The sequence below is a fragment of the Sulfitobacter sp. S190 genome, assembly GCF_025141935.1.
Lineage (GTDB): Bacteria > Pseudomonadota > Alphaproteobacteria > Rhodobacterales > Rhodobacteraceae > Sulfitobacter.
Map to the genome: position 1 here is coordinate 1,306,347 of NZ_CP081120.1, position 21,322 is coordinate 1,327,668.

Annotated in this window: 17 protein-coding genes; 7 read left to right on the plus strand and 10 right to left on the minus strand. The window is 62.6% G+C overall.

Features of this window, described 5'->3' with window-relative positions:
* Window positions 1-65: 65 nt before the first annotated feature.
* Both K3756_RS06745 and K3756_RS06750 read right to left on the minus strand, forming a co-directional pair.
* Window positions 66-632 (minus strand): flavodoxin family protein, encoded by a 567-nt coding sequence (locus tag K3756_RS06745; RefSeq protein WP_259992149.1) that lies wholly within the window; start codon window positions 630-632, stop codon window positions 66-68.
* 19 nt (window positions 633-651) lie between these two features.
* Window positions 652-2,073, minus strand: a complete 1,422-nt coding sequence (locus tag K3756_RS06750; protein ID WP_259992151.1) for an MATE family efflux transporter — start codon at window positions 2,071-2,073, stop codon at window positions 652-654.
* A 196-nt stretch (window positions 2,074-2,269) separates the two neighbouring features.
* Between K3756_RS06750 and K3756_RS06755 the strand changes: the two genes are divergently transcribed.
* Complete coding sequence (locus tag K3756_RS06755; protein ID WP_259992153.1) at window positions 2,270-3,559, plus strand: DUF3422 family protein; 1,290 nt, start codon at window positions 2,270-2,272, stop codon at window positions 3,557-3,559.
* A 59-nt stretch (window positions 3,560-3,618) separates the two neighbouring features.
* Here the strand turns inward: K3756_RS06755 and K3756_RS06760 are convergent, their stop codons facing one another.
* The 3 genes from K3756_RS06760 to K3756_RS06770 all read right to left on the minus strand — a co-directional run bounded on the left by K3756_RS06760 (window position 3,619) and on the right by K3756_RS06770 (window position 7,507).
* A complete protein-coding gene (locus K3756_RS06760) occupies window positions 3,619-4,617 on the minus strand; it encodes an ABC transporter permease (RefSeq protein WP_259992156.1) in 999 nt (332 codons plus the stop codon).
* Window positions 4,610-5,677 (minus strand): ABC transporter permease, encoded by a 1,068-nt coding sequence (locus K3756_RS06765; RefSeq protein ID WP_259992158.1) that lies wholly within the window; start codon window positions 5,675-5,677, stop codon window positions 4,610-4,612. The genes K3756_RS06760 and K3756_RS06765 overlap by 8 nt, the downstream gene beginning before the upstream one ends.
* Window positions 5,678-5,785: 108 nt before the next feature.
* Window positions 5,786-7,507: a peptide ABC transporter substrate-binding protein gene (locus K3756_RS06770; protein WP_259992160.1), complete on the minus strand. Its 1,722-nt coding sequence runs from the start codon at window positions 7,505-7,507 to the stop codon at window positions 5,786-5,788.
* A 342-nt stretch (window positions 7,508-7,849) separates the two neighbouring features.
* On the opposite strand from K3756_RS06770, the gene K3756_RS06775 reads away from it, so the two are divergent.
* The 5 genes from K3756_RS06775 to K3756_RS06795 all read left to right on the plus strand — a co-directional run bounded on the left by K3756_RS06775 (window position 7,850) and on the right by K3756_RS06795 (window position 14,648).
* Window positions 7,850-9,682, plus strand: a complete 1,833-nt coding sequence (locus tag K3756_RS06775) for an ABC transporter ATP-binding protein (protein WP_259992162.1) — start codon at window positions 7,850-7,852, stop codon at window positions 9,680-9,682.
* Between the two features lie 22 nt (window positions 9,683-9,704).
* A complete protein-coding gene (gene argE, locus K3756_RS06780; RefSeq protein WP_259992164.1) occupies window positions 9,705-10,868 on the plus strand; it encodes an acetylornithine deacetylase in 1,164 nt (387 codons plus the stop codon).
* Window positions 10,869-10,876: 8 nt separating this feature from the next.
* Window positions 10,877-12,220, plus strand: a complete 1,344-nt coding sequence (locus K3756_RS06785) for an FAD-binding oxidoreductase (RefSeq protein WP_259992165.1) — start codon at window positions 10,877-10,879, stop codon at window positions 12,218-12,220.
* A gap of 10 nt (window positions 12,221-12,230) precedes the next feature.
* Window positions 12,231-13,397, plus strand: coding sequence for a M20 aminoacylase family protein (locus tag K3756_RS06790; protein WP_259992167.1), 1,167 nt, complete (start codon window positions 12,231-12,233; stop codon window positions 13,395-13,397).
* An 84-nt stretch (window positions 13,398-13,481) separates the two neighbouring features.
* Complete coding sequence (locus K3756_RS06795) at window positions 13,482-14,648, plus strand: M20 aminoacylase family protein (protein WP_259992169.1); 1,167 nt, start codon at window positions 13,482-13,484, stop codon at window positions 14,646-14,648.
* A 31-nt stretch (window positions 14,649-14,679) separates the two neighbouring features.
* Here the strand turns inward: K3756_RS06795 and K3756_RS06800 are convergent, their stop codons facing one another.
* From K3756_RS06800 to moaA, 3 genes are read right to left on the minus strand one after another with little or no spacing between them, the layout of a single operon-like run.
* Complete coding sequence (locus tag K3756_RS06800; protein ID WP_259992171.1) at window positions 14,680-15,759, minus strand: glycosyltransferase family 4 protein; 1,080 nt, start codon at window positions 15,757-15,759, stop codon at window positions 14,680-14,682.
* A complete protein-coding gene (locus tag K3756_RS06805) occupies window positions 15,756-17,036 on the minus strand; it encodes a 3-deoxy-D-manno-octulosonic acid transferase (protein ID WP_259992173.1) in 1,281 nt (426 codons plus the stop codon). Before K3756_RS06805 ends, K3756_RS06800 begins: the two co-directional genes overlap by 4 nt.
* 7 nt (window positions 17,037-17,043) lie before the next feature.
* On the minus strand, window positions 17,044-18,051 hold the full coding sequence (gene moaA / locus K3756_RS06810; protein WP_259992175.1) for a GTP 3',8-cyclase MoaA: 1,008 nt from the start codon (window positions 18,049-18,051) through the stop codon (window positions 17,044-17,046).
* 85 nt (window positions 18,052-18,136) lie between these two features.
* On the opposite strand from moaA, the gene K3756_RS06815 reads away from it, so the two are divergent.
* Window positions 18,137-18,664: a hypothetical protein gene (locus K3756_RS06815; RefSeq protein ID WP_259992176.1), complete on the plus strand. Its 528-nt coding sequence runs from the start codon at window positions 18,137-18,139 to the stop codon at window positions 18,662-18,664.
* Between the two features lie 81 nt (window positions 18,665-18,745).
* Here the strand turns inward: K3756_RS06815 and K3756_RS06820 are convergent, their stop codons facing one another.
* A complete protein-coding gene (locus tag K3756_RS06820; protein ID WP_259992178.1) occupies window positions 18,746-19,423 on the minus strand; it encodes a DNA alkylation repair protein in 678 nt (225 codons plus the stop codon).
* A gap of 78 nt (window positions 19,424-19,501) precedes the next feature.
* A complete protein-coding gene (glmS, locus tag K3756_RS06825; RefSeq protein ID WP_259992180.1) occupies window positions 19,502-21,322 on the minus strand; it encodes a glutamine--fructose-6-phosphate transaminase (isomerizing) in 1,821 nt (606 codons plus the stop codon).

The window sequence follows — 21,322 nt, forward strand, 5'->3', positions numbered from 1 at the left end:
TGTTTCTCTCGAAAGGGGCCGGGGCATATGCTTCCGGCCCTTTTTCATGCGCGGGCTTCCGATGCCTAATTGAGCTTGTGCGCCAGCTGCGCGATGCGCACGCCGTAGTCATGGGCGCTTTGCCAATCGCCTTCGGGCAGGGGGTCTTCCGGCAGCGCCGCGGGCGCGGCGACCGCCATGGCACCCTGATTGCCGCCGGTCCAGTTGCGGTTTTGGGGGCTGCGGTCAGGGTCGCTGGCGGGCAACTGGCCCAGGCTGACCCAGAGCATACCGTGTTGCGCGGCGAGGGTCATGAACGCCATCAGCGTGGCGAATTTATCGCCGTTGATACTGGCCGAGGTGGTAAATCCGCCTGCGAGTTTGTCCTGCCAGCGGCGCGCGTCCCAGCGGCCCGAACTGTCGTCGGCCAATCGCTTCATCTGCCATGCAGGGCCGCCCATGTAGGTGGGGCTGCCGAAAACGATGGCATCCGCTGCATCAAGCGCCGCCCAGCCGCCATCGGGGAGCGATCCGTCCGCGCCCAGACGCCACAACCGCGCCTCTGCCACCGTTGCCGCGCCTGATCGGACCGCTTCTGCCTGATGAACCGTGTGTCCCATGCCCGAGAAATAGACGATTTCAATGCGTGCCATGCCGGTCCCTTTGTTTGTATCACCCGGCAGAGTGTGTGCGATGTGCCGCGAAGGATACAAGGCCCGTCTCCACGCGGTTCAGGCCCGTCGCACGTGTTGCGACGAGAGACCCCCAAGCGCTGAGCACGTTGGCGAGCACGGCCGCGGCCACAATGCCCGCAAAGCCTGCGGTCAGCGCCCCGATCCACGCGAGCGGCAGGTAGATGACAAAGATCCGACCGAGGCTGAGGCCCATAGACCAGATCGGTTTGTCGCGGGCGTTCATCGCGGCATTGGCGGTCACCAGAAATCCGTAGCCGAACAGGGAGGCCCCGACCCACCGCAAATACGTCGCAGCGAAGGCACGGTCGTCCTCGCCCGAGGTAAACAGACCCGCAATGGGATCGGCAAACAGCGCAAGCACGGCTGCGACGAGCACCCCGTAACCGGTGCAGAACCAGAACGCGACATGGGTGGTATCCTGGGCGCGGTCCTGTTTTTCGGCACCCCAATTCTGCCCCACGACAGGTCCGATGCCTGCAGACAGGGCCAAGAGCGGCACCAGCGCCACCGATTGCACCCGCGTGGCGGCACCAAAGCCCGCAACGGCCGCTTCGCCGACGGTTGCCACCGCAGCGGTCACCAAAGCCATGCCCGCAGGATTGATCGCGTTCGAAAAAGCCGCAGGCAGGCCGACGTTCAGGATCTTGCGGGCTGACGCCATCAAGCCGTCGAAAAGTTTACCGCACCATCCGAGCATACCGCGCCGCCACGCGATGTAGAGAGCCAGTATCACCGCCGCGATGCGCCCTGTCGCAGTGGCAACGGCAGCGCCCTGAACACCGAGTTCCGGCAGCCCCCACATCCCGAAGATCAGCAGCGGATCCAGCACGACATTGACCACGGCGGCCAGCACCATGACGAAGGCCGACGTCAGACTGTCGCCATGGGCGCGGAACACCGCGTTGACGATCATCATGACCACCAGAAACGGAAAGCTCAGCGCCCAAAAAGGCATGTACTGTGCGATCTGCTCTGCGACATCTTCACCGGCGCCCATCGCGCTGAAGATTAGGGGATATCCCAACCAGACGGCAATGGCAGTGACAAGCGCGCTGGCCAAACCGATCGCGATGGCGTGCAAGCCGAGCCGCCGGGTGGCCTCGCCGTCATCTCCGCGTCCGACACCCTGCGACAGGGCCGCGTTGGCGCCCGCGCTCAGCCCGATGCTGAGCGATGTGATCGCATTGGTCACCGGATAAATAAACCCCACCGCAGCAAGTGCCGTCCCGCCGACCTGACCCAGAAAATAGGCATCGGCCAGCCCGACGCTGAGCACGGCGAGAATGCCGAAGCTCATCGGTGCCGACATTGACGCAAGCGCGCGCCAGACGGGCCCCTGTGTGAGGTCGCGCTGACCCTTCTTGGCGGAGCTTTCGGTATCGTTTGCGGCGTCGGGCACGGCATATTCCTTTCGGGGCGATACCCGCGAGCTAGGGCCGCGTGGCGCAGTGCCAAGGGGGCGCGCGCTTTCCGATAGGTGGAAAAGTGTGCAACGGTATGCGTTTATTGTCTTTGCGAACAGCACTTCTACGTTGTTCCGGGTCCGGTGGGTGCGGCATCAAGGGCGCAAACACGCAATCAAGAAAGGCCGCTTTATGGCGCCCATCGCCGATCATCCCCTGCGCTATGCCCTGACGGGCGAATTGCACGCGCGGCCATTCCCCAATGTGTCGGCTCCGCAGGTCGTGGCATATGTCGCGATCAAACAGGCCGGAGACGCCGCTGCCCGCGACCGCGACCGCAGCGAAGACGTGGCGCATTTGACGCGGCTGCTCAAGCATTACGGTGCCCCTTTGCCGGATGCGGATGCGACCCACTATTATGGCGCGATGGGCAAATATTGGCTGAAGTGGGAGCAGCACACTGAGTTTGTGACCTACACAGCCTTCAGCGAAGACCTGAGCGCGCGTCCCTTTGACCCCGCGGAATTTGACGTCTTTCCCGACCATTGGCTTGATTCCACGCCCGGGCAAAGGCTGACCTCGGCGTTATTGCGGCTGATGCCGTCGCCGGAAAACCCCGATCAGACGAAGGCCACGCTGCGCGAATGGTTCGTGCCCGAAAGCCTTGCCGCGGCCGAAGTGCTGGATGGCGCTGCGGTGGTGGCGACCGACTTCAGGATCGATCCGGGCGGCCACATGCGGTTCGCGGTGTTTGTGCCCGGCGATACGGGCGTGCGCCGCGTCGGGCGGATCATCCAGCGTCTGCTCGAAATCGAGACTTACAAGACGATGTCGATGCTCGGCTTTGCGCTGACCCGCGAGATCAGCCCCAAGGTGGGCGAGATGGACCGGCAGCTGAGCGACCTGATGGGAAAGATGAGCGCGCAGGAATTGCGGGCGGAAACCACGCTTGATTCCCTGCTGGACGTGTCGGTGGAGCTGGAAGCGACCGTGGCCAAGACATCGTTCCGGTTTGCGGGTACGGCGGCCTATAAGGCTATTGTCTATCAGCGGATCGAAGCGCTGCGCGAGGCGCGGTTCGAGGGCATTCAGGGCTTCGGCGAATTCATGATGCGCCGGTACGAGCCTGCGATGCGGACTGTTGTTTCGATGGAAACGCGGCTGCAACGCATGGCAGCGCGCGCGTTGCGCGCGTCGGACCTGTTGCGCACGCGGGTGGATGTCGAACGGTCCGCGCAAAACCAGGCCATTTTGGAGAGCATGGACAAACGCGCGGATTTGCAGCTGCGGCTCCAGCACACGGTCGAGGGTCTGTCCGTCGTCGCCATCAGCTACTATGCCGTATCGCTGGCGGGCTATCTTCTGTACCCGCTGACCGAGGTCACAGGGCTCAGCAAGGGGCTGCTTACCGCGATTGTCACATTGCCGGTTGTGTTGCTGGTCTGGGCGGCAGTGCGGCGGGTGCGCCGCAAACTGGGATAACGGCCAAAAAAATGCGCAGCGGTGAGGCTGCGCATTTTCGGGGTAGGTGTGGGGGCCGATCAACGGCCCCGGATGCGCGGGTCAAGCGCGTCGCGCAGACCGTCCCCGAGGTAATTCACCCCCAGAACGGTCAGAGAGATCAGAACACCCGGGAGCAAGACCCGTTCGGGATATTCCTGCATGCGCGGTACGGCGTCTGACAACAGCTTGCCCCACGTCGGGAAGTCGGACGGAAACCCGACACCCAGAAACGACAGCGCCGATTCCGTGATGATTGCCGTGGCAAGACCCAGTGTCGCCGACACCATGATCGGAGAGATCACATTCGGCAGCAGGTGCCGGGAGATGATCCGTGTCGACGTGGTCCCGATCGAGCGGGCGGCGAGGATGAATTCGCGTTCCTTTAGCGCCAGAATATCGCCGCGCACGATCCGGGCCGTCTGCATCCACGAGGTGAGGCCGATAACGGCGACGATCAGGATGAACATACCGCCCTCGGGGCCGAAGTTGGCGCGCAGCGGCTGGCGGAACAGCGTCACCGCCACCAGCAGCAGCGGCAGGATCGGCAGTGAGAGCACCAGATCGGTAAACCGCATCAGCCAGAAATCGGCTTTCTTGAAGTATCCCGAAATCACGCCGATGGCGGTGCCGATGATCAGGGCCAGCAGCATCGCGGCCCAGCCCACCGCCATGGAGGTGCGCCCGCCCGCAATCAGTTGTGCCATGATATCGCGGCCAAGATTGTCGGTGCCCAGCGGATGCGCCCAGCCGGCATTGGCCTCGCCGTTCCAGATCAGCGTGTAGATCGGGCGCCAGTCCTTGTTGCGGATGTCCAGCTTCTTGGGGTCGATGTCCCAGATATAGGGGCCCAGAAGCACGGCAAGCGTGATGAACAGCAGAAAGCCCCCGCCGAACATCGCTCCCTTGTGTTTACGAAACTGGTCCCACACGTCTCGCCATTGGCTGCGCGGCGGTTTCTGAGGCTCCTTGTCCTGAAGCGCGCCCAGCGTTTCGATATCGGCCTCGATGGGGCTTGCGGGGATCGGTTGCTCAGTCATAGCGGATCCTCGGGTCGAGAACGCCGTACAGAATATCGGCGATCAGGTTGAACAGGACGATCAGGATGGCGAAGATGAAGGTCAGTGTCATGACCATCGGGATGTCGTTGGCAAAAAGTGCCGTCAGCAAAAGCTGCCCGATGCCGTTCACCTTGAACACGTTCTCGGTGATGATGGCGCCCCCGAAAATGGCGGGCATCCCCAGCGCGATCACGGTGACCACGGGGATCATCGAATTGCGCAGCACGTGCACCATGACCACGACGCTTTCGCGCAGGCCCTTGGCACGGGCGGTGCGCACGTAATCCTGATTGAGATTGTCGAGCATTGCGCCGCGCATGTAGCGGCTGATCTGTGCGGTGGTCTGCAACGCCAGCACCATGACCGGCATGATCATCTGCATGAACTGGACCTTGAAGCTGGCCCAATCGGTCACGACGTGGGTCGTGTCGTAGATCGAGGGCAACCACCCCAGATAGACTGAAAAGATCACGATCAGCAGGGGACCGGTGAAAAACGGCGGGATCGAGAAGCCGATCATGGTGATAAAAGTCCCCGCCTGATCGAATACCGAATAGTGACGGTAGGCCGAATAGATGCCGATCGGAATGGCGATCAGGATGCCGACGATATAGCTCAGCCCGACCACCCAGAGGGTCTGCGGCATACGCTGGATCACGATGTCCATGACGGGGCTGCGGGTCTGCCAGCTGATCACGCGTTGCTGGTTGACCAGCGCGCCGGTGTCGGGGTCGACGACCTTGCTGAACGATGTGTCAGGCAGCCAACCCAGCAGGGCGCTGTCGCGTGTCAGATGGTCGATCAGAACCTGCGGTTCGACCACGAAGAACTGGTAGAGCCACTTGAGGTATTGGATGTGGATGGGTTGTCCGAGGCCAAGTGCCTCCCGCATCTTTTGTTTGACCTCGGGCGGCACGGTCAACGGCACCTGCGCCATCGGGTCGCCGGGGGCCAGTTGCAGCAGCATGAAAATCACAAGGCTGATGAACAAAAGGGTGGGGATGGAAAGGACAAGTCGTCGGATGGTGAAATTCAGCATCGAGCGGCGCCTTTGATAGAACGGCTAAGGGGAAAACACGGGGCGGAGTTGGTTTCCCGCCCCGTGCATTCGGGTGGAGTTAGGACGGGCGTAGGCCCGTCGCAACCCTCATTCTTTGATGCGGTACCAGTCGGCGACATTCCACAGCTCGGAATCCCACACGTTCAGCACGACACCCCCAAGCGTGTTGGACGCAGCCGACACACGGCCACGGTCAACAAGAGGCACGATTGTCATGCTGTCCTTGGTGATCATGTCGTTGAGTTTCTTGGCAATCTCACCGCGCTTGTCCAGCTCGCCCGTGCGTGCCAGCTCATCGAGCAGGGCATCGTATTCGGGGTCGCAGAAGCGGTTGATGTTTTCGCCCTGCCATTGGCTCGACGGCTTCGGCTCGTTGCCGCAACGGTACTGCGACAGATAGGACTGCGGGTCCGTGCCGTCGAAGTTGTTGGCGTACATTTCCACGTCCGCATAGAACTTCTGGAAGGTATCCGGGGATCCGGGGTCACCGCCAAAGAACACGGAAGCATCGAGGTTGCGCAGCTCGGTTTCGACACCGATCTGGCTCCACCAATCCTTGATCAGCGCCTGGAAATCCTGACGCACGGCGTTTGTCGATGTCTGGTACAGGATCGACAGCTTCACGCCGTCCTTGTCGCGGATGCCGTCGCCGTCACTGTCGGTCCAGCCTGCTTCGTCCAGCAGCGCCTTGGCACCTTCGATGTCCTGCGTCAGGCAGTCGGTGTTGTCGGACGCATAAAGCGCAGGGGCAGGCACGAGGTTACAGGTCGGACGACCGGCCTGGCCGTAGCCAACTTCGACAAGCAGTTCACGGTCGATCGCCATCGACAGCGCGCGGCGCACGTTTTCATCCGACAGGAACGGGTGAGGTTCCGCAACCGTAGAACGTGTTTCGGCAGGCAGATCGGGCGAGGGGTTCGTCAGGTTCATTTCCAGACGCTCGACCAATGTGCCGAATGCGGAAATCGGTGTGCCTTTGCCGCCTTCGGCCATCTTCGCCAAGACGTCAGGCGACAGTTGCATGTTCCAGGCATAGTCGAACTCGCCTGTTTCCATGACGGCACGACCCGCAGCCGTGGCATCGCCGCCGCCTTTGAAGGTCAGGTTCGAAAAGGCGGGTTTGCCTTCTTCGCGGTAATTCTCGTTGGCTTCCATCTGGATCACGTCATTGGGACGGAAATCCGTGACGACGAAGGGGCCGGTGCCGATGGGGTTGAAGTTCGCATCGGTACATTCGGGCGCCTTGGCACCGGTACAATCGGCGAACTGGGCTGCCTGAATAATAGGCGATTGCGCGCCCATGAACGGGCCGTAGGGGTTTGGCGTGGCATCAGCGAAGGTCACTTTGACGGTCAGATCGTCAATTGCCTCGACGCTTTGCACGCCATCGAATTTCGCGAGCTGCGCGCAGCCGCCCTCGGGGTCCATGCAGTAGTCGGCCGTGAACTTGACGTCAGCGGACGTGACAGGCGTGCCGTCGGACCATGTCAGCCCTTCCTTGAGCTTCCATGTGATCGTGGTGAGATCTTCGCTCACGCCGCCATTTTCGACGGTCGGGATTTCTGCGGCAAGGTATGGCACCAACGCGCCGTTTTCGTCGTAGCGGCCAAGGGGTTCAAGCACCAGCGACGCCGATTCCAGATCCTTCGTGCCGCCCGACAGATAGGGGTTCAGGATGGAAGGCGCCTGCCAGTAGATGATGTTGAGCTGGCCATCGCGGCCGCGCTCACCCGAGTGGCCATCGGCGAATGCCATTGGCGCGAGAGCAGCCAGAGCGACGGCTCCCAGTAGGGTGGATTTCAAGGTCATGTTTTACTCCATGTTGATCGCGCATCCTTGCTCGAGCCGACAGGCCCGAGAGGTGCGCGCTGTTTTTGACGCTTCGGGTAATGCGTGAAAAGACGCTCATAAGTACCTGTTGTGTAGGCGTTTTCAAGCGGTCTTGATCTTGCGGCCCCCGAGGCGCATGGCGAGATTGAAACACACCGTACGGAAATTGCAAGTGCTGTGATGGGAGGCTCATGGCCCAAGTTCCGGGCTGCCTTAGCGTCAATTGAACGGGATCGGGCCAAGTTGTTTGACGCGCTGCACGCGGGCGCATAGCGTGAACAACAGTTCAATTAAGCACCGACCTGTCGGGAAAGGACACAGATGCTGGATCAGCCAACCCAGGGGCCCATCGCCCGCATCGAGGGACTGCGCGTCGAATTCCAGACAAAGGACGGTCCCGTCGTCGGGGTCGAGGATGTGTCCTTTGACATCAATCCGGGCGAAACCGTCTGCGTGGTGGGCGAATCCGGGTCCGGCAAATCGGTGTCGTCGCTGTCGCTCATGCGGCTTGTGGAGTTCGGGGGCGGGCAAATTGCGGGCGGCAAGCTGCTGTTCAACCGCGCGCAGGGCGACGAGGTCGATCTTTCCGATACGCCGCAGGACATGATGCGAACGATCCGCGGCAATGAAATCGGCATGATTTTTCAAGAGCCGATGACGGCGCTGAACCCGGTCTTCACGGTTGGAAAGCAGCTGACCGAAGGGTTGCGTCTGCACAAGGGCATGGGCAAGGGGGCCGCCGAGGAGCGTGCGCTCGAACTGTTGCGGCAGGTCCGTATTCCAGAGCCCGAGCGGCGGCTGAAACAGTATCCGCACGAATTGTCCGGCGGCATGCGACAGCGGGTGGTGATCGCCATGGCGCTGGCCTGCGAGCCACGGTTGTTGATCGCGGATGAGCCCACGACCGCGCTGGACGTCACGATCCAGGCGGAGATCCTTGCGTTGATGGACCGTTTGAAACGCGAAACGGGGACTGCGGTGATGTTCATCACCCACGACATGGCCGTGGTCGCACAGATGGCGGACCGCGTGGTGGTCATGTTCCGCGGCAACAAGGTCGAGGAAGGCCCCGTCGAGCAGATCTTCGAGAACCCTCAACATGCCTATACCAAGGCGTTGCTGGCTGCGGTGCCAAAGCTGGGCGAGATGACCGGCAAGCCTTATCCGGAGCCGATGAAGCTTTTGGGGCGGGAAGATAAGGAAATTCTGCCGATCAAGGGCAGCGACGAGGTGCTTTTGCGGGTCAAGGGGCTGACAACGCGCTTTCCGGTGACGGGTGGCCTGCTGCGTCGCACGATTGCCAATGTGCACGCGGTCGAGGATCTGTCGTTCGAGATCAACCGCGGCCAGACGCTGAGCCTTGTGGGGGAATCGGGGTGCGGCAAATCCACGGCAGGCCGGTCGATCCTGCGGCTTGTCGAACCGATGGCCGGAGAGATCGATCTCGGCGGTACCGACATCATGGCGCTGAATGCACGTGACCTGCGCGCCAAACGCGTTGATATGCAGATGATTTTCCAAGATCCTTTTGCGTCGCTCAATCCACAGATGGGACTGGCGGATCAGGTGGCCGAACCGATCAATACCTACGGCACCCTAAAAGGGGCCGATGTAATGAAACGCGTCGAAATGCTTTTTGACAGGGTCGAGCTGCCCCGCAGCTTCATGCGGCGGTTCCCCCACGAATTGTCGGGCGGTCAACGGCAGCGTGTCGCGATCGCGCGCGCGCTTGCGCTGAACCCCAAGCTGATCATTGCCGATGAGGCGGTGTCCGCGCTCGATGTCTCGGTGCAGGCGCAGGTGCTGAACCTGATGATGGAGTTGCAGTCCGAGATGGACCTGTCCTTCCTTTTCATCAGCCACGACATGGCCGTGGTCGAGCGCGTCAGCCATCAGGTGGGCGTCATGTATCTGGGCCGCATTGTCGAACTGGGGCCAAGGCAGGCGGTCTTCGAGAACCCCCAACATCCCTATACGCAGGCGCTGATGAAGGCGGTGCCGATCGCAGACCCGCGCAAGCGGAAGTCCGAAAAAGAGCTCAATTTCAAGCCGATACCGTCGCCGATCCATCCGGTCAGCTACCGCCCCGAACCGAGCGTGTACCGGGAGGTGGAGCCGGGGCACAAGGTGCTTGTCACCGACAGCGGCTATTGATCGTCCCAAGGAGGAGCCCGCCATGGCAGAGCGTCTGACCCCCTTGCAGCTAATGACAAAGCTCGTCAGTTTTCCGACCGTGTCGCGCGACACCAACATCCCTCTGATCGACTGGGTTGCCGATTACCTCGACAGCCACGGCATCGAAAGCCACCGCTACATCGACCCCGATCAACCCAAACACGCGCTTTTTGCCCATGTGGGCCCATCGGTCGAAGGCGCGCTGGTTCTGTCAGGGCACACGGACGTCGTGCCGGTCGATGGGCAGCCCTGGGACAGTGACCCGTTCACCGTGACCAAAAAGGACGGGCGGTATTACGGGCGGGGCACCTGCGACATGAAAGGCTTTGACGCGCTCGCCATTTGGGCGCTGGTGGAGGCGCATCATGCCGGCGTCAGCCGCCCCTTGCAGATCGCACTGAGCTTTGACGAAGAAATCGGCTGCACCGGTGCGCCCCCCATGATCGAGGCGATGCAGGACGTTCTGCCCAAGGGAGCCGCCGTCATTGTTGGTGAGCCGTCGAACATGCAGACGGTCACCGGGCACAAGGGTGGCGTTGGCTTTGATACCCATGTGGTGGGCTTCGAGGTTCATTCCTCGCTTTTGCACACAGGTGTGAATGCCATCATGGCGGGCGCGAAGCTGATTGAATGGGCGAACGAGCAGAACTCGATCAGCATGGCTGCAAAGCCTTCGGAGCTGGCCGCGATGTTCGATCCGCCGTTCACCACCTGCCATGTCGGTATGATCAAGGGCGGAACCGCGCATAACATCACCGCGAAAGACTGCCATTTCGCGATGGATTTCCGCGTGGTGCCGGGCGAGGACAAGAACGCGTGGGGAACGGCCTATCTCAAGAAAGTGCGCGAGGTCGAAGCCGCGATGCAGGAGGTGGTCAAGGACACCCGGATCGAGGTCAGTCCACGTTTCGACGTGCCCGGGCTCAAACCCGAAGAGGACGGCGCGGCAGAGACATTTGTGCGCCAGATCACCGGAGATAACGCAAGCCACAAAGTGAGTTACGGCACCGAAGCGGGCCAGTTTCAGGATGCAGGCTATAGCGCGGTGATTTGCGGGCCGGGTGATATTGCGCAAGCGCACCAACCCAACGAGTTTATCGAAATCGATCAGTTTGAGGCCGGACAGGACTTCATGCGCAAGCTCGTCGCGCGGCTCACTTCCTGAGCGCGCGTATGACGGGGGCCCCGATCACCGCCGAGACGCCCGTGAAATACCCCGGAACCGTGCCTGATCGTGCCGATCTGATTGTGATCGGTGCGGGTGTCATCGGAGTCTGTACGGCGCTTTTTGCGGCGCGGGGCGGTGCAAATGTCGTCGTGCTCGAAAAAGGCCGTGTGGCGGCCGAGCAGTCAAGCCGCAACTGGGGCTGGATACGCCAGCAGGGGCGCGACCCGGCCGAGCTGCCGATCATGGTGGAAGCCAACCGCATCTGGCAGGAACTGGACCGTGAAACGAACGATGATTTCGGTCTGGTGCGCGGGGGCGTCACCTATTTTGCCCGCGATGAAGCCGCGATGGCGCGCTACGGGGCATTTGTCGACCGGGCCCGCCCTCACGGTGTCGACAGCCGTTTGATGACAGGGGCGGAGGTGGCAGCGGCCTATCCTGACATGCGCGGCGCGGTCGCGGGCGCGCTGACCACGCCCTCTGACATGCGCGCCGAACCCGCGCGCGCGGTTCCCGCATTGGCGGGGATCGCTGTGCGCGAGGGCGTGCGGATCGTGGAGAATTGCGCGGTCAGATGTCTCGATGTGGCGGACCGGCGGATTACAGGCGTCATGACCGAACACGGGCGGATTGCGGCACCGCGCGTGGTGCTTGCCGGGGGGGCGTGGTCGTCGCTGCTGCTGCGCAATCACGGCATTTCAATGCCGCAGCTTTCGGTGCGCGAAACGGTTGCCGCAACACAACCGCTTCCCGATATCGGGCAAGCAGCGACATACGCCAAAGGGGTTGCATTCCGGCGTCGGGCGGACGGCGGCTTTACGATTGCGCCGCCCGGTGCGCCTGATCTTTTCATCGGGCCTGACGCGTTTCGCGCGCTGCGCCACTACATCCCGCAGATCAGATCGGACCCGTCCGGCCACCGCCTGCGCGCCCGCGCGCCACGCGGATTTCCCGATGCCTGGAGCACGCCGCGCCGCTGGTCCGCGGACGCCGTCACGCCGTTCGAGCGGATGCGTGTTCTCGACCCGGCGCCGGACCTTGCCAAGATAGACACGATGTTGCGGGCCTTCGAGGCGATGTTTCCCAAGCTGGGCCGGGTGCAGGCACGCGCGACATGGGCGGGAATGATTGATACAATGCCCGATATCGTCCCGATCGTGGATCACGGCCCCCTTGACGGTCTGATCATCGGCACCGGGATGAGCGGGCACGGCTTTGGCATTGGCCCGGCCATGGGCCGCATACTTGCCGATCTGGCCGCCGACCGACCCGTCGGGCATGACCTGACGCGGTTTCGTTTCAACCGTTTTACGGACGGCTCCAAGATTGATCTTGGCCCCGACAACTAGAGGAAGCCCCATGCCGATCAAGAATCGCTTTGCCGAAACCCACGCCGAGATCACCGAATGGCGCAGGCACCTGCATCAGCATCCCGAACTCATGTTCGAGGTGCATGAAACGGCGCGGTTTGTCGAAGAAAAGCTGCGCAGTTTCGGAATCACGGACATTACCACGGGCATCGGACGCACGGGCGTGGTGGCCGTGATCGAAGGGCGGCAAAACACCCAAGGGCGCACGATAGGATTGCGCGCCGACATGGATGCGCTGCCGATCGAGGAGGCGACCGGTCTCGAGTACGCCTCCACCGTTCCGGGCGTCATGCACGCCTGCGGCCACGACGGGCATACCGCAATCCTGCTGGGTGCGGCACAATATCTGGCAGAGACACGCAATTTCGACGGGCGTGCGGTGCTGATTTTCCAACCCGCCGAAGAGGGTGGGGGCGGTGGCCGCGAGATGTGCGCCGATGGTCTGATGGACCGCTGGTCGATCGACGAAGTCTATGGGCTGCATAACATGCCCGATTATCCTGTCGGTGAATTTGCCATCCGCGAAGGGGCTCTGCTGGCCGCGACCGACGAGTACGACATCACCGTGACCGGGCAGGGCGGGCATGCCGCAGCCCCGCACGAGGCGATCGATCCCAATCTCGCAGCCGCCCATATCGTGGTGGCCCTGCAATCCATCGCCAGCCGGAACGTCGATCCGCTGGGTCAGGTTGTGGTATCGACCTGTACCATGCGCTCGGACAGTTCGGCCCATAACGTCATCCCCCACACGGTCTTGCTGCGCGGAACGGTGCGCAGTCTTGATCCCGCCGTGCGCGATCTGGCGCAAAGGCGATTGCACGAACTCGTCGATCTGACTGCGCGGGCCCACGGGTGCGCGGCGCAGATCGAGTATCACCGCGGCTATCCGGTGACGTTCAATCACGCCGAGCACACGCATTTCGCCGCCGATGCCGCGGACCGTGTGACACCGGGCACGGACCGGGCCACGCCGCCGATCATGGCAGGCGAGGATTTCTCCTACATGCTCGAAGAGCGGCCCGGCGCCTATATCATGCTGGGAAACGGGCCGGGGCCTACGGTGCATCACCCCGCCTATAATTTCAACGATGACGCGATCCCGGCGGGCTGCAGCTGGTTTGCGGAGATGGTCGAAAGCCGTTTGCCGGTAAATTGAACGCCCCATTTCAGCAGCGCGCTGGCAACCGGTGCGCCGCTGCGATAGATGCAGATGAACCCAAAGAGACTTTCAGGAGGCTCCATGCCCGTTAAAAACCGCTTTGCCGAACTGCATTCCGACATCACCGCGTGGCGCCGTGATCTGCACGAAAATCCCGAGATCCTGTTCGAGACGCACCGCACGTCCGCCAGCGTCGCCGAAAAGCTGCGTGCGTTCGGCTGTGACGAAGTGGTCGAGGGCATTGGCCGCACCGGCGTTGTCGGGGTGATCAAGGGCAAGGCAAATACGTCCGACAAGGTCATCGGGCTGCGCGCGGACATGGACGCCCTGCCGATCCACGAAGAGACCGGGCTCGACTACGCCTCCAAGACAGACGGTGCGATGCACGCCTGTGGCCACGACGGGCACACGGCCATGTTGCTGGGTGCGGCGCAATATCTGGCCGAAACGCGCAACTTCGACGGCACCTGCGTCGTGATCTTCCAGCCCGCCGAAGAAGGCGGCGGCGGCGGCAAGGAAATGTGCGATGACGGCATGATGGAGCGGTGGGGCATTCAGGAAGTCTACGGCATGCACAACTGGCCCGGCATGGCACCGGGTACCTTTGCCATCCGCCCCGGCGCCTTTTTCGCCGCGACCGATTTGCTGGACATCGAAATCGAGGGCAAGGGCGGTCATGCGGCCAAGCCAAACGAGACAATCGATCCGGTCATCATCGCCAGCCAGATCGTGGGCGCGTTGCAAAGCATCGTCAGCCGCAATGCCGATCCGATCGGCAACATCGTGGTGTCGATCACGTCCATTGAAAGCTCGTCCAAGGCGTTCAATGTCATTCCGCAAAAGGTCCATCTGAAGGGAACAGTGCGGACCCTGTCGGAAGAATTGCGCGATCTGGCCGACAAGCGGGTGAACGAAATCTGCAAGGGCATCGCCACCAGCATGGGCGGCGAGGCGCGCGTCACGTACCACCGCAATTATCCTGTGATGGTAAACCACGAAGATCAGACCGAATTCGCAATCGAAGTCGCCAAGACAGTGTCAGGCCAATGCGCGGAAGCACCGCTCGTCATGGGGGGCGAGGATTTCGCGTTCATGCTCGAAGAACGCCCGGGCGCCTATATTCTGGTCGGCAATGGCGATACCGCGGCGGTGCACCATCCGCTCTACAATTTCAACGACGATGTCATTCCGGCCGGCTGCAGCTGGTGGGCCGGCATCATCGAACAGGGCATGCCGACGCGCGACTGATCGGCGTCGCGGCCGGGGGCGGGTGACCGCCCTAGGCCACGAGCAAACGCCGGTAGATTGCGATCAGGCTCTGGGCCTCGCGTTCGAGCGAATACTCCGTTTCGACATGGGCACGCGCCTGCGCCCGCCACCCGTGCAGCTTGGCCGGGTCGTCCAGAACGGATGCGACGGCGTCGGCAAGCGCGGGGATGTCACCGGGGTCGACCAGCGTTCCAGTTTGGCCCTCGCGCACCAACGTCTCGAATGCGCCGACACGGGTGGCGACCACGGGACATCCGGTGGCCATCGCCTCGATCGGGGTGAGGCCGAAACCCTCCCATCTTTGCGGCGCGACATATAGATCGAGCACCTGATACCACCGGGCCATCTCCTCGACCGGCACCTCTGGCAGGAACAGTATGCGATCAGCCAATCCCGCCTGCGCCACCTTTTGCTCAAGTCCGCGCAGGAATGTGGCGTCGTCGCCAACGGCCCGCCCCATGACAAGCGCCTTTGCCGCCGGGTGCTCCGGCAGCACCCGTATCATCGCTTCAACATAGGCATCGGTGCCTTTTTGCGCGCGGATACGCCCATAGCACCCGATCAGCGGCCCGTCTGTCGGCAGACCAAGCTGCGCGCGGAGTGCTCCGCGATCATCGGTCGGGGCGAAACCGGACGTGTCGATGCCGTGCATGATGACCTCGCTGTCCCCTTCCAGATAGCTGGCCGTCAGCGACGAGGTGGCGACAACCGCATCCATGCGGCGGATCAGCCAGCGCGTCAGGCCGCTTTGCTTGCGTTGGGAGGCCGACGTGAACATCAGCTTGAGCCGCTTGCCCAGAAGGTATTTCAGCGCCAACCCGCCGATCATTTCGACATTGCGCCGTGCGTGCCAGACACGCGGCCCGTCGGGCCCCGACGGCGGCAAACGCCACAGCGCGGACAGCGGGATTTGGGGCACGTGCGGTGGGACAACGGGCCCGGTCGCCACGATGGCGATGTCACGGGCCTGAAGCGGGACAAGCCGCATCACCGTTGCCGTGACCCCCGACAGCCTGCGTTTAAAGTTCGGCGCGATCACTTGCACATCGCGCAACGCGGGCGTGGCCGCGGGGGGAGGGGTCTGGCTCATGGGGCAAGCTCCAACGCTTTGATCAATCTGGCCGCAATCGTATCGAGCTTGCCAGTCTGTTGTTGTGCAAATGTATCCGCTGCGGCAACCGCGCGGGCGCGATCGTCGTCCGCCTTCAGCAGATGCGCAACCCGATCGGCCAGATCGTCGCCATCCGCCACCAACCATGCCGCGCCAGCCGCCTCCATCGCGCCAAAGGTTTCGGCGAAATTCGTCACGTGAATGCCCGACAGAACGACGCCACCCGATTGGGCGACTTCGAATGGGTTATGACCGCCGATTGCAAACAGCGACCCGCCCAGAAAAACGATTTCGCTCAATGCGTACCAAGTGCCAAGTTCGCCCATCGTGTCAGCGAGAAACACCGCACCGCCCGGCGGCTCATCGCGCGTACGGCGGGTATAGGGCAGGTCTGCATCTTCGATCATCTGCGCCACCTCGTCGCCCCGCTCGGGATGGCGCGGGGCCAGCACAAGGTGCAGATCGGGCAGCGTGTCGCGCAGTTTGCGGTGCGCCTGCAAAACGATCTTTTCCTCGCCGGGATGGGTCGACGATGCGATCCACATCGGTCTGTGACCCAAAGCGGCCCGCGCTTCGAACAGGGTGTCGTGATCCACGGGCAGGGGGCCGGACAGCGATTTGAGGTTCTGGCCCCGTGCGACCCGGTCCGCTGGTGCATGAATGTCGACCATGGACTGGGCCATGGCATCATTCTGGGTGAGGATCAGATCGAAGACATCAAACAGATACGACGCGAGCCGGGGCCGTTTCGCCCATCCCTCGATCGACCGTTTCGACAGGCGGGCGTTGACCAATGCCATCCGCGCCCCCTGTGCGTGTGTGCGGCGCAACATCTGGGGCCAAAGCTCGGATTCCACAAAGATGGCCGCATCCGGTTGCCAATGTTTCAGGAACCGGTTCACCGGCCCCGGCGCATCGAGCGGCGCGTATTGATGGACCGTGCGTGGGGGCATGCGTTGCGCGATCAGCTGGGCAGAGGTGGCAGTGCCCGATGTGATGAGGAAATGTGCTTTGGGCAGCGCGACCGCCATCCGCCCGATAAGCGCGAGCACCGACAGGCTTTCGCCCACCGACGCTGCATGGAACCAGATCACCGTGCCGGGCCGGCGCTCCTGTGTCGCATGGCCGAGCTTTTCGTGCGCCCGTGCGGCGGACACGCCTGCCTTGCGCAGCTTTGCGATTGCCGCGCGTGCGGCAAACGGCACGGCAAGCATCGTCGCCGCGACGTAGAGGCGATAAAGAGCTGGCGCAGACACCTGTCGATCACCCGCCGGTATGGCTCATATGCCGCGGCATCTGCCCGTCCAGCCGCTGGCGGGAGTAATCGAAATCATGCCCCTTGGGCTTGAGTGTGATCGCGGCGCGTATCGCGTCTTCCAGCGGGCCGTCGTCATCGGGATGTGCCCGCAGCGGCGCGCGAAGATCGGCGCGATCCTCCTGACCCAGACACAGGTAAATCTCGCCTGTACAGGTCACGCGGACACGGTTGCAGCTTTCGCAGAAATTGTGGCTGAGCGGCGTGATGAAACCGATCTTCTGTCCCGTCTCCTCAAGCCGGACATACCGCGCAGGGCCGCCCGTCCGTTCGGCCAGATCAGTGACCGTATAGTGTTTGGCATATTCGGCACGCACGTCCTTGAGCGACCAATACTGGTCCAGCCGGTCCTCGTTGCCGATATCGCCCATCGGCATCACTTCGATCCAGGTCAGATCCATATCACGCTGCGCGCACCACTGCGTTATCTGCGGCAGTTCCGGCTCGTTGAAACCTTTGAGCGCGACCGCATTGATCTTCACCCGCAGCCCCGCGCGCTGGGCCGCATCGACACCGCGAATGACCTGCGGCAAACGGCCCCAGCGGGTGATGTCTGCAAATTTCTGGTCATCCAGCGTGTCGAGCGAGATATTTACCCGCCGCACACCTGCCGCAAAAAGATCATCCGCGTATTTCTCCAGCTGGCTGCCGTTGGTTGTCAGTGTCAGCTCCTTGAGCGTCCCGGCCTCCAGATGGCGCGACATCCCGTCGAAAAACTGCATGATACCGCGCCGCACAAGAGGCTCGCCGCCGGTGATGCGCAGCTTTTCCACGCCCAGCGATATAAAACTTGAACACAACCGGTCGAGCTCCTCGAGGGTCAGCAATTCCTTCTTGGGCAGGAACGTCATGTTTTCGGACATGCAATACACACAACGGAAATCGCAGCGGTCGGTGACCGATACGCGCAGATAGGTGATGGCGCGGGCGAACGGATCGATAAGCGGTGCTGTCATGGGCAAAGGGTATGCGCAGCGTGCAGGCGTAGCAAGCCGCTTTCGCCCCATTGATGCGCGCCTTTGGTCGGAGTATCACTATTGCATGACACGTATGATTTTTCCCGCAATTGCCCTTTTGTCCCTCGGCGGATGTGCGCTTCAGAACGACGGCACGGTGCCGCCCGTCACCGGCACGGTGCCCCCGCCTGCAGCAGCCCCCGCCGAGGCCACCGCGGCCGACATCGCCGCAATCAAACCGGATGCCACCCTGACGGCAGCGCCCAAACCGGCCGCCGCAGGCACCGCAGAAAGCCTCGACACCACATCGGCCGCCCAACGCGCAAAGGCCGCGCAACCAACGCAACCGGACGAGACGAGCAAGCGTCTGGGCTCGACCGTCGTCAGTCTCGGCAGCCCGACAGAGCCGGGTTTCTGGTTGAAAACACCGCTGGTGGATCGGGAAACCAGCGGCAGGGTGACAAACCCGGCCAATGGCAAATCCTCCGCGGTCACACTCATTCCCATCGACGGTCCGGCCACGGGCGGCAGCCGCATGTCACTGCCCGCGCTGCGCCTGATCGACGCGTCCCTGACAGATCTCACCGAAGTCGACGTCACACTGGAAGGCTGACGCAGACAGGCAGAGCAGCCGCCTCTTCATCTTGCTCTTTAAACTCGTTCCGACGGAACATTCCGCGCGCTGACGGTGCGTTCAACGCAGGTGGCGCAGCGCTTCCTTGCGGGCAAATGCCTTCATCTGTTCGCCATGCGCATCGACAAAGGCCGTGACGCGGGCTGCATCATGCCGTGACAGATCGCGCAGCCACCATCCGATGGCTTTCTGAATGAACCAACGGTGGTCAGTGACATAATCCGCAATCCACGACAGAACCCTTTCACGCCTTTCCAGATCATCCGGTTTGGGGTGGTTCTGCTTGGTCCACGGCAGCGTAATGACCAAAGCGGCCCGTTTGGTCCACAAATGGTCCGCCTGCGTCCAGCCTGCGACAGCGTCAAGCCGGGATGGATCCGCGACCAGCCGCTTCTGACCTGCCATACAGGCATGATCGGCAATCGCCCAACTGTCGAAATCGGGAACCCAGCTTGCAATCAGCTCCCATGCGGCAGTGTCGTCAGGGCGCATGCGCGCCTGCGTCAGCAGCTTCGCCGCAGCAAGGCGGGCCTCAAAGATGTCGGTGTCCCAAAGACCCGCGGCAACAGATACGCGCGCCTCCATCTCCAGCTCGCCGCGCCACTCCTTCGCAAGATCGTTGATCTGCGGGTTGGCCAGCCCGAGGTACGTGCGATCGGCCTTGTGATATTTGCGCAGCCCCTCGGCGCGGGCAGGGTCGGCCAACGCGGTGAGGGCGGCCAGATAGGGCTCATGCATCCACGTTCTCCCCAACGGGCAGAGGTTGTGCCGTCCGCAGCGGCGCGCCGCGATGCCCCTGTATCCCCGCAGGCACCCTCACTCGACCGTCACCGATTTCGCCAGATTTCGCGGCTGGTCCACGTCCGTGCCCTTGGCCACGGCCGTATGATAGGCCAACAGCTGCGCGGGCACCGCGTACAGGATGGGGGCCACCGCATCCGACACATCCGGCATGGTGATCGTATCCCACGTGCCTTCGCTGGCCTCGGCCAATCCTTCGGCGTCTGAAATCAGGATGACCTTGCCTTTGCGCGCCATGACCTCCTGCATGTTGCTGACCGTCTTGTCGAACAGCGCGTCGCGCGGGGCCATGACCACCACGGGCACCTCTTCGTCGATGAGCGCGATCGGCCCGTGTTTCAGTTCGCCCGATGCATAGGCTTCCGCGTGTATATAGCTGATTTCCTTCAGCTTTAACGCGCCTTCAAGCGCGAGGGGATAGAGCGGTCCGCGCCCCAGAAAGAGCACATCACGGGCGCCTGCCAATTTGCGCGCCGTGTCCTGCATCGCGCCATCCTGCTCGAGCGCCTCCGCGATCAGCGCGGGCAGGCGGCGGAGCTGCGAAATGTGATCTGCGCGGGTCTCGGCGGTGATCTCGCCGCGGTCTTCGGCCGCCCGCAGCGCCAACAGGAACAACACCACCAACTGGCACGTGAACGCTTTTGTCGATGCCACGCCGACCTCGACCCCTGCGTGGATCGGCAAGGCCAGATCGCTTTCCCGCGCAATGGAGCTTTCGGACACATTGACCACAGACGCGATGGTGTCCGCCTTGCCATCGCAATACCGCAGCGCGGCCAGCGTATCGGCGGTTTCGCCCGACTGGGACACGAAAAGAGCGAGCGTTCGCGCAGGGATGGGGGGCTCGCGGTAGCGGAACTCAGAGGCCACGTCGACCTCGACCGGCAGGCGCGCGATCTGCTCGAACCAGTATTTCGCCGTCAGGCACGCATAGCTGGCCGTGCCACAGGCGACCATCGTGATGCGGTCGATCTGGCTGAAATCGATTTGCGGATCGGGCAGCCGGATATCACCCTTGCCCGAAACATAGTGGCCAAGGGCTTCGGCGATGACGGTAGGCTGTTCTGCGATCTCCTTGGCCATGAAATGCTTGTGGCCGGCCTTGTCGATGCGGGTCGACGACACGGCGATCTGGCGCGTCTCACGATTGGCCAGTTTGCCTTGGGCGTCATAGATGGTCGCCCCCGCACGGGTCAGAACCGCGTAATCGCCTTCCTCGAGATAGGTGATACGGTCGGTCATGGGCGACAGCGCAATCGCGTCGGAGCCCACGAACATCTCGCCGTCTCCATGCCCGATGGCCAGCGGCGATCCCTTGCGCGCGGCAATCATCAGATCGTCCTGTCCGTCAAACAGGAATGCCAGCGCAAACGCCCCGTCGAGCCGCTCCAGCGTTTTGACGGCAGCGTCCTGTGCCTCAAGCCCCTGTGCGATATAGTGGCTGCACAGCATGGCGACGGTCTCTGTGTCGGTGTCGGTCACGGGGGTCAGGCCCGCGTCCTGCAACTCCGCGCGCAATTCACGAAAATTCTCGATGATGCCGTTGTGCACAACCGCAACCGGCCCCGATTGGTGGGGGTGGGCGTTGCGGGTGTTCGGCTCGCCGTGGGTGGCCCAGCGGGTATGGCCGATGCCGGATTTGCCCGCCAGCGGGTCGTGCACCAGAAGGTCCGACAGATTGACCAGCTTGCCCACTGCGCGGCGGCGGTCCAGCGTGCCGTCGTTCACCGTGGCGATCCCCGCGCTGTCGTAGCCGCGGTATTCCAGCCGCTTGAGCGCCTCGACCAGCATGGGGGCCACTTCGTTGTTGCCCAATACGCCTACAATCCCACACAT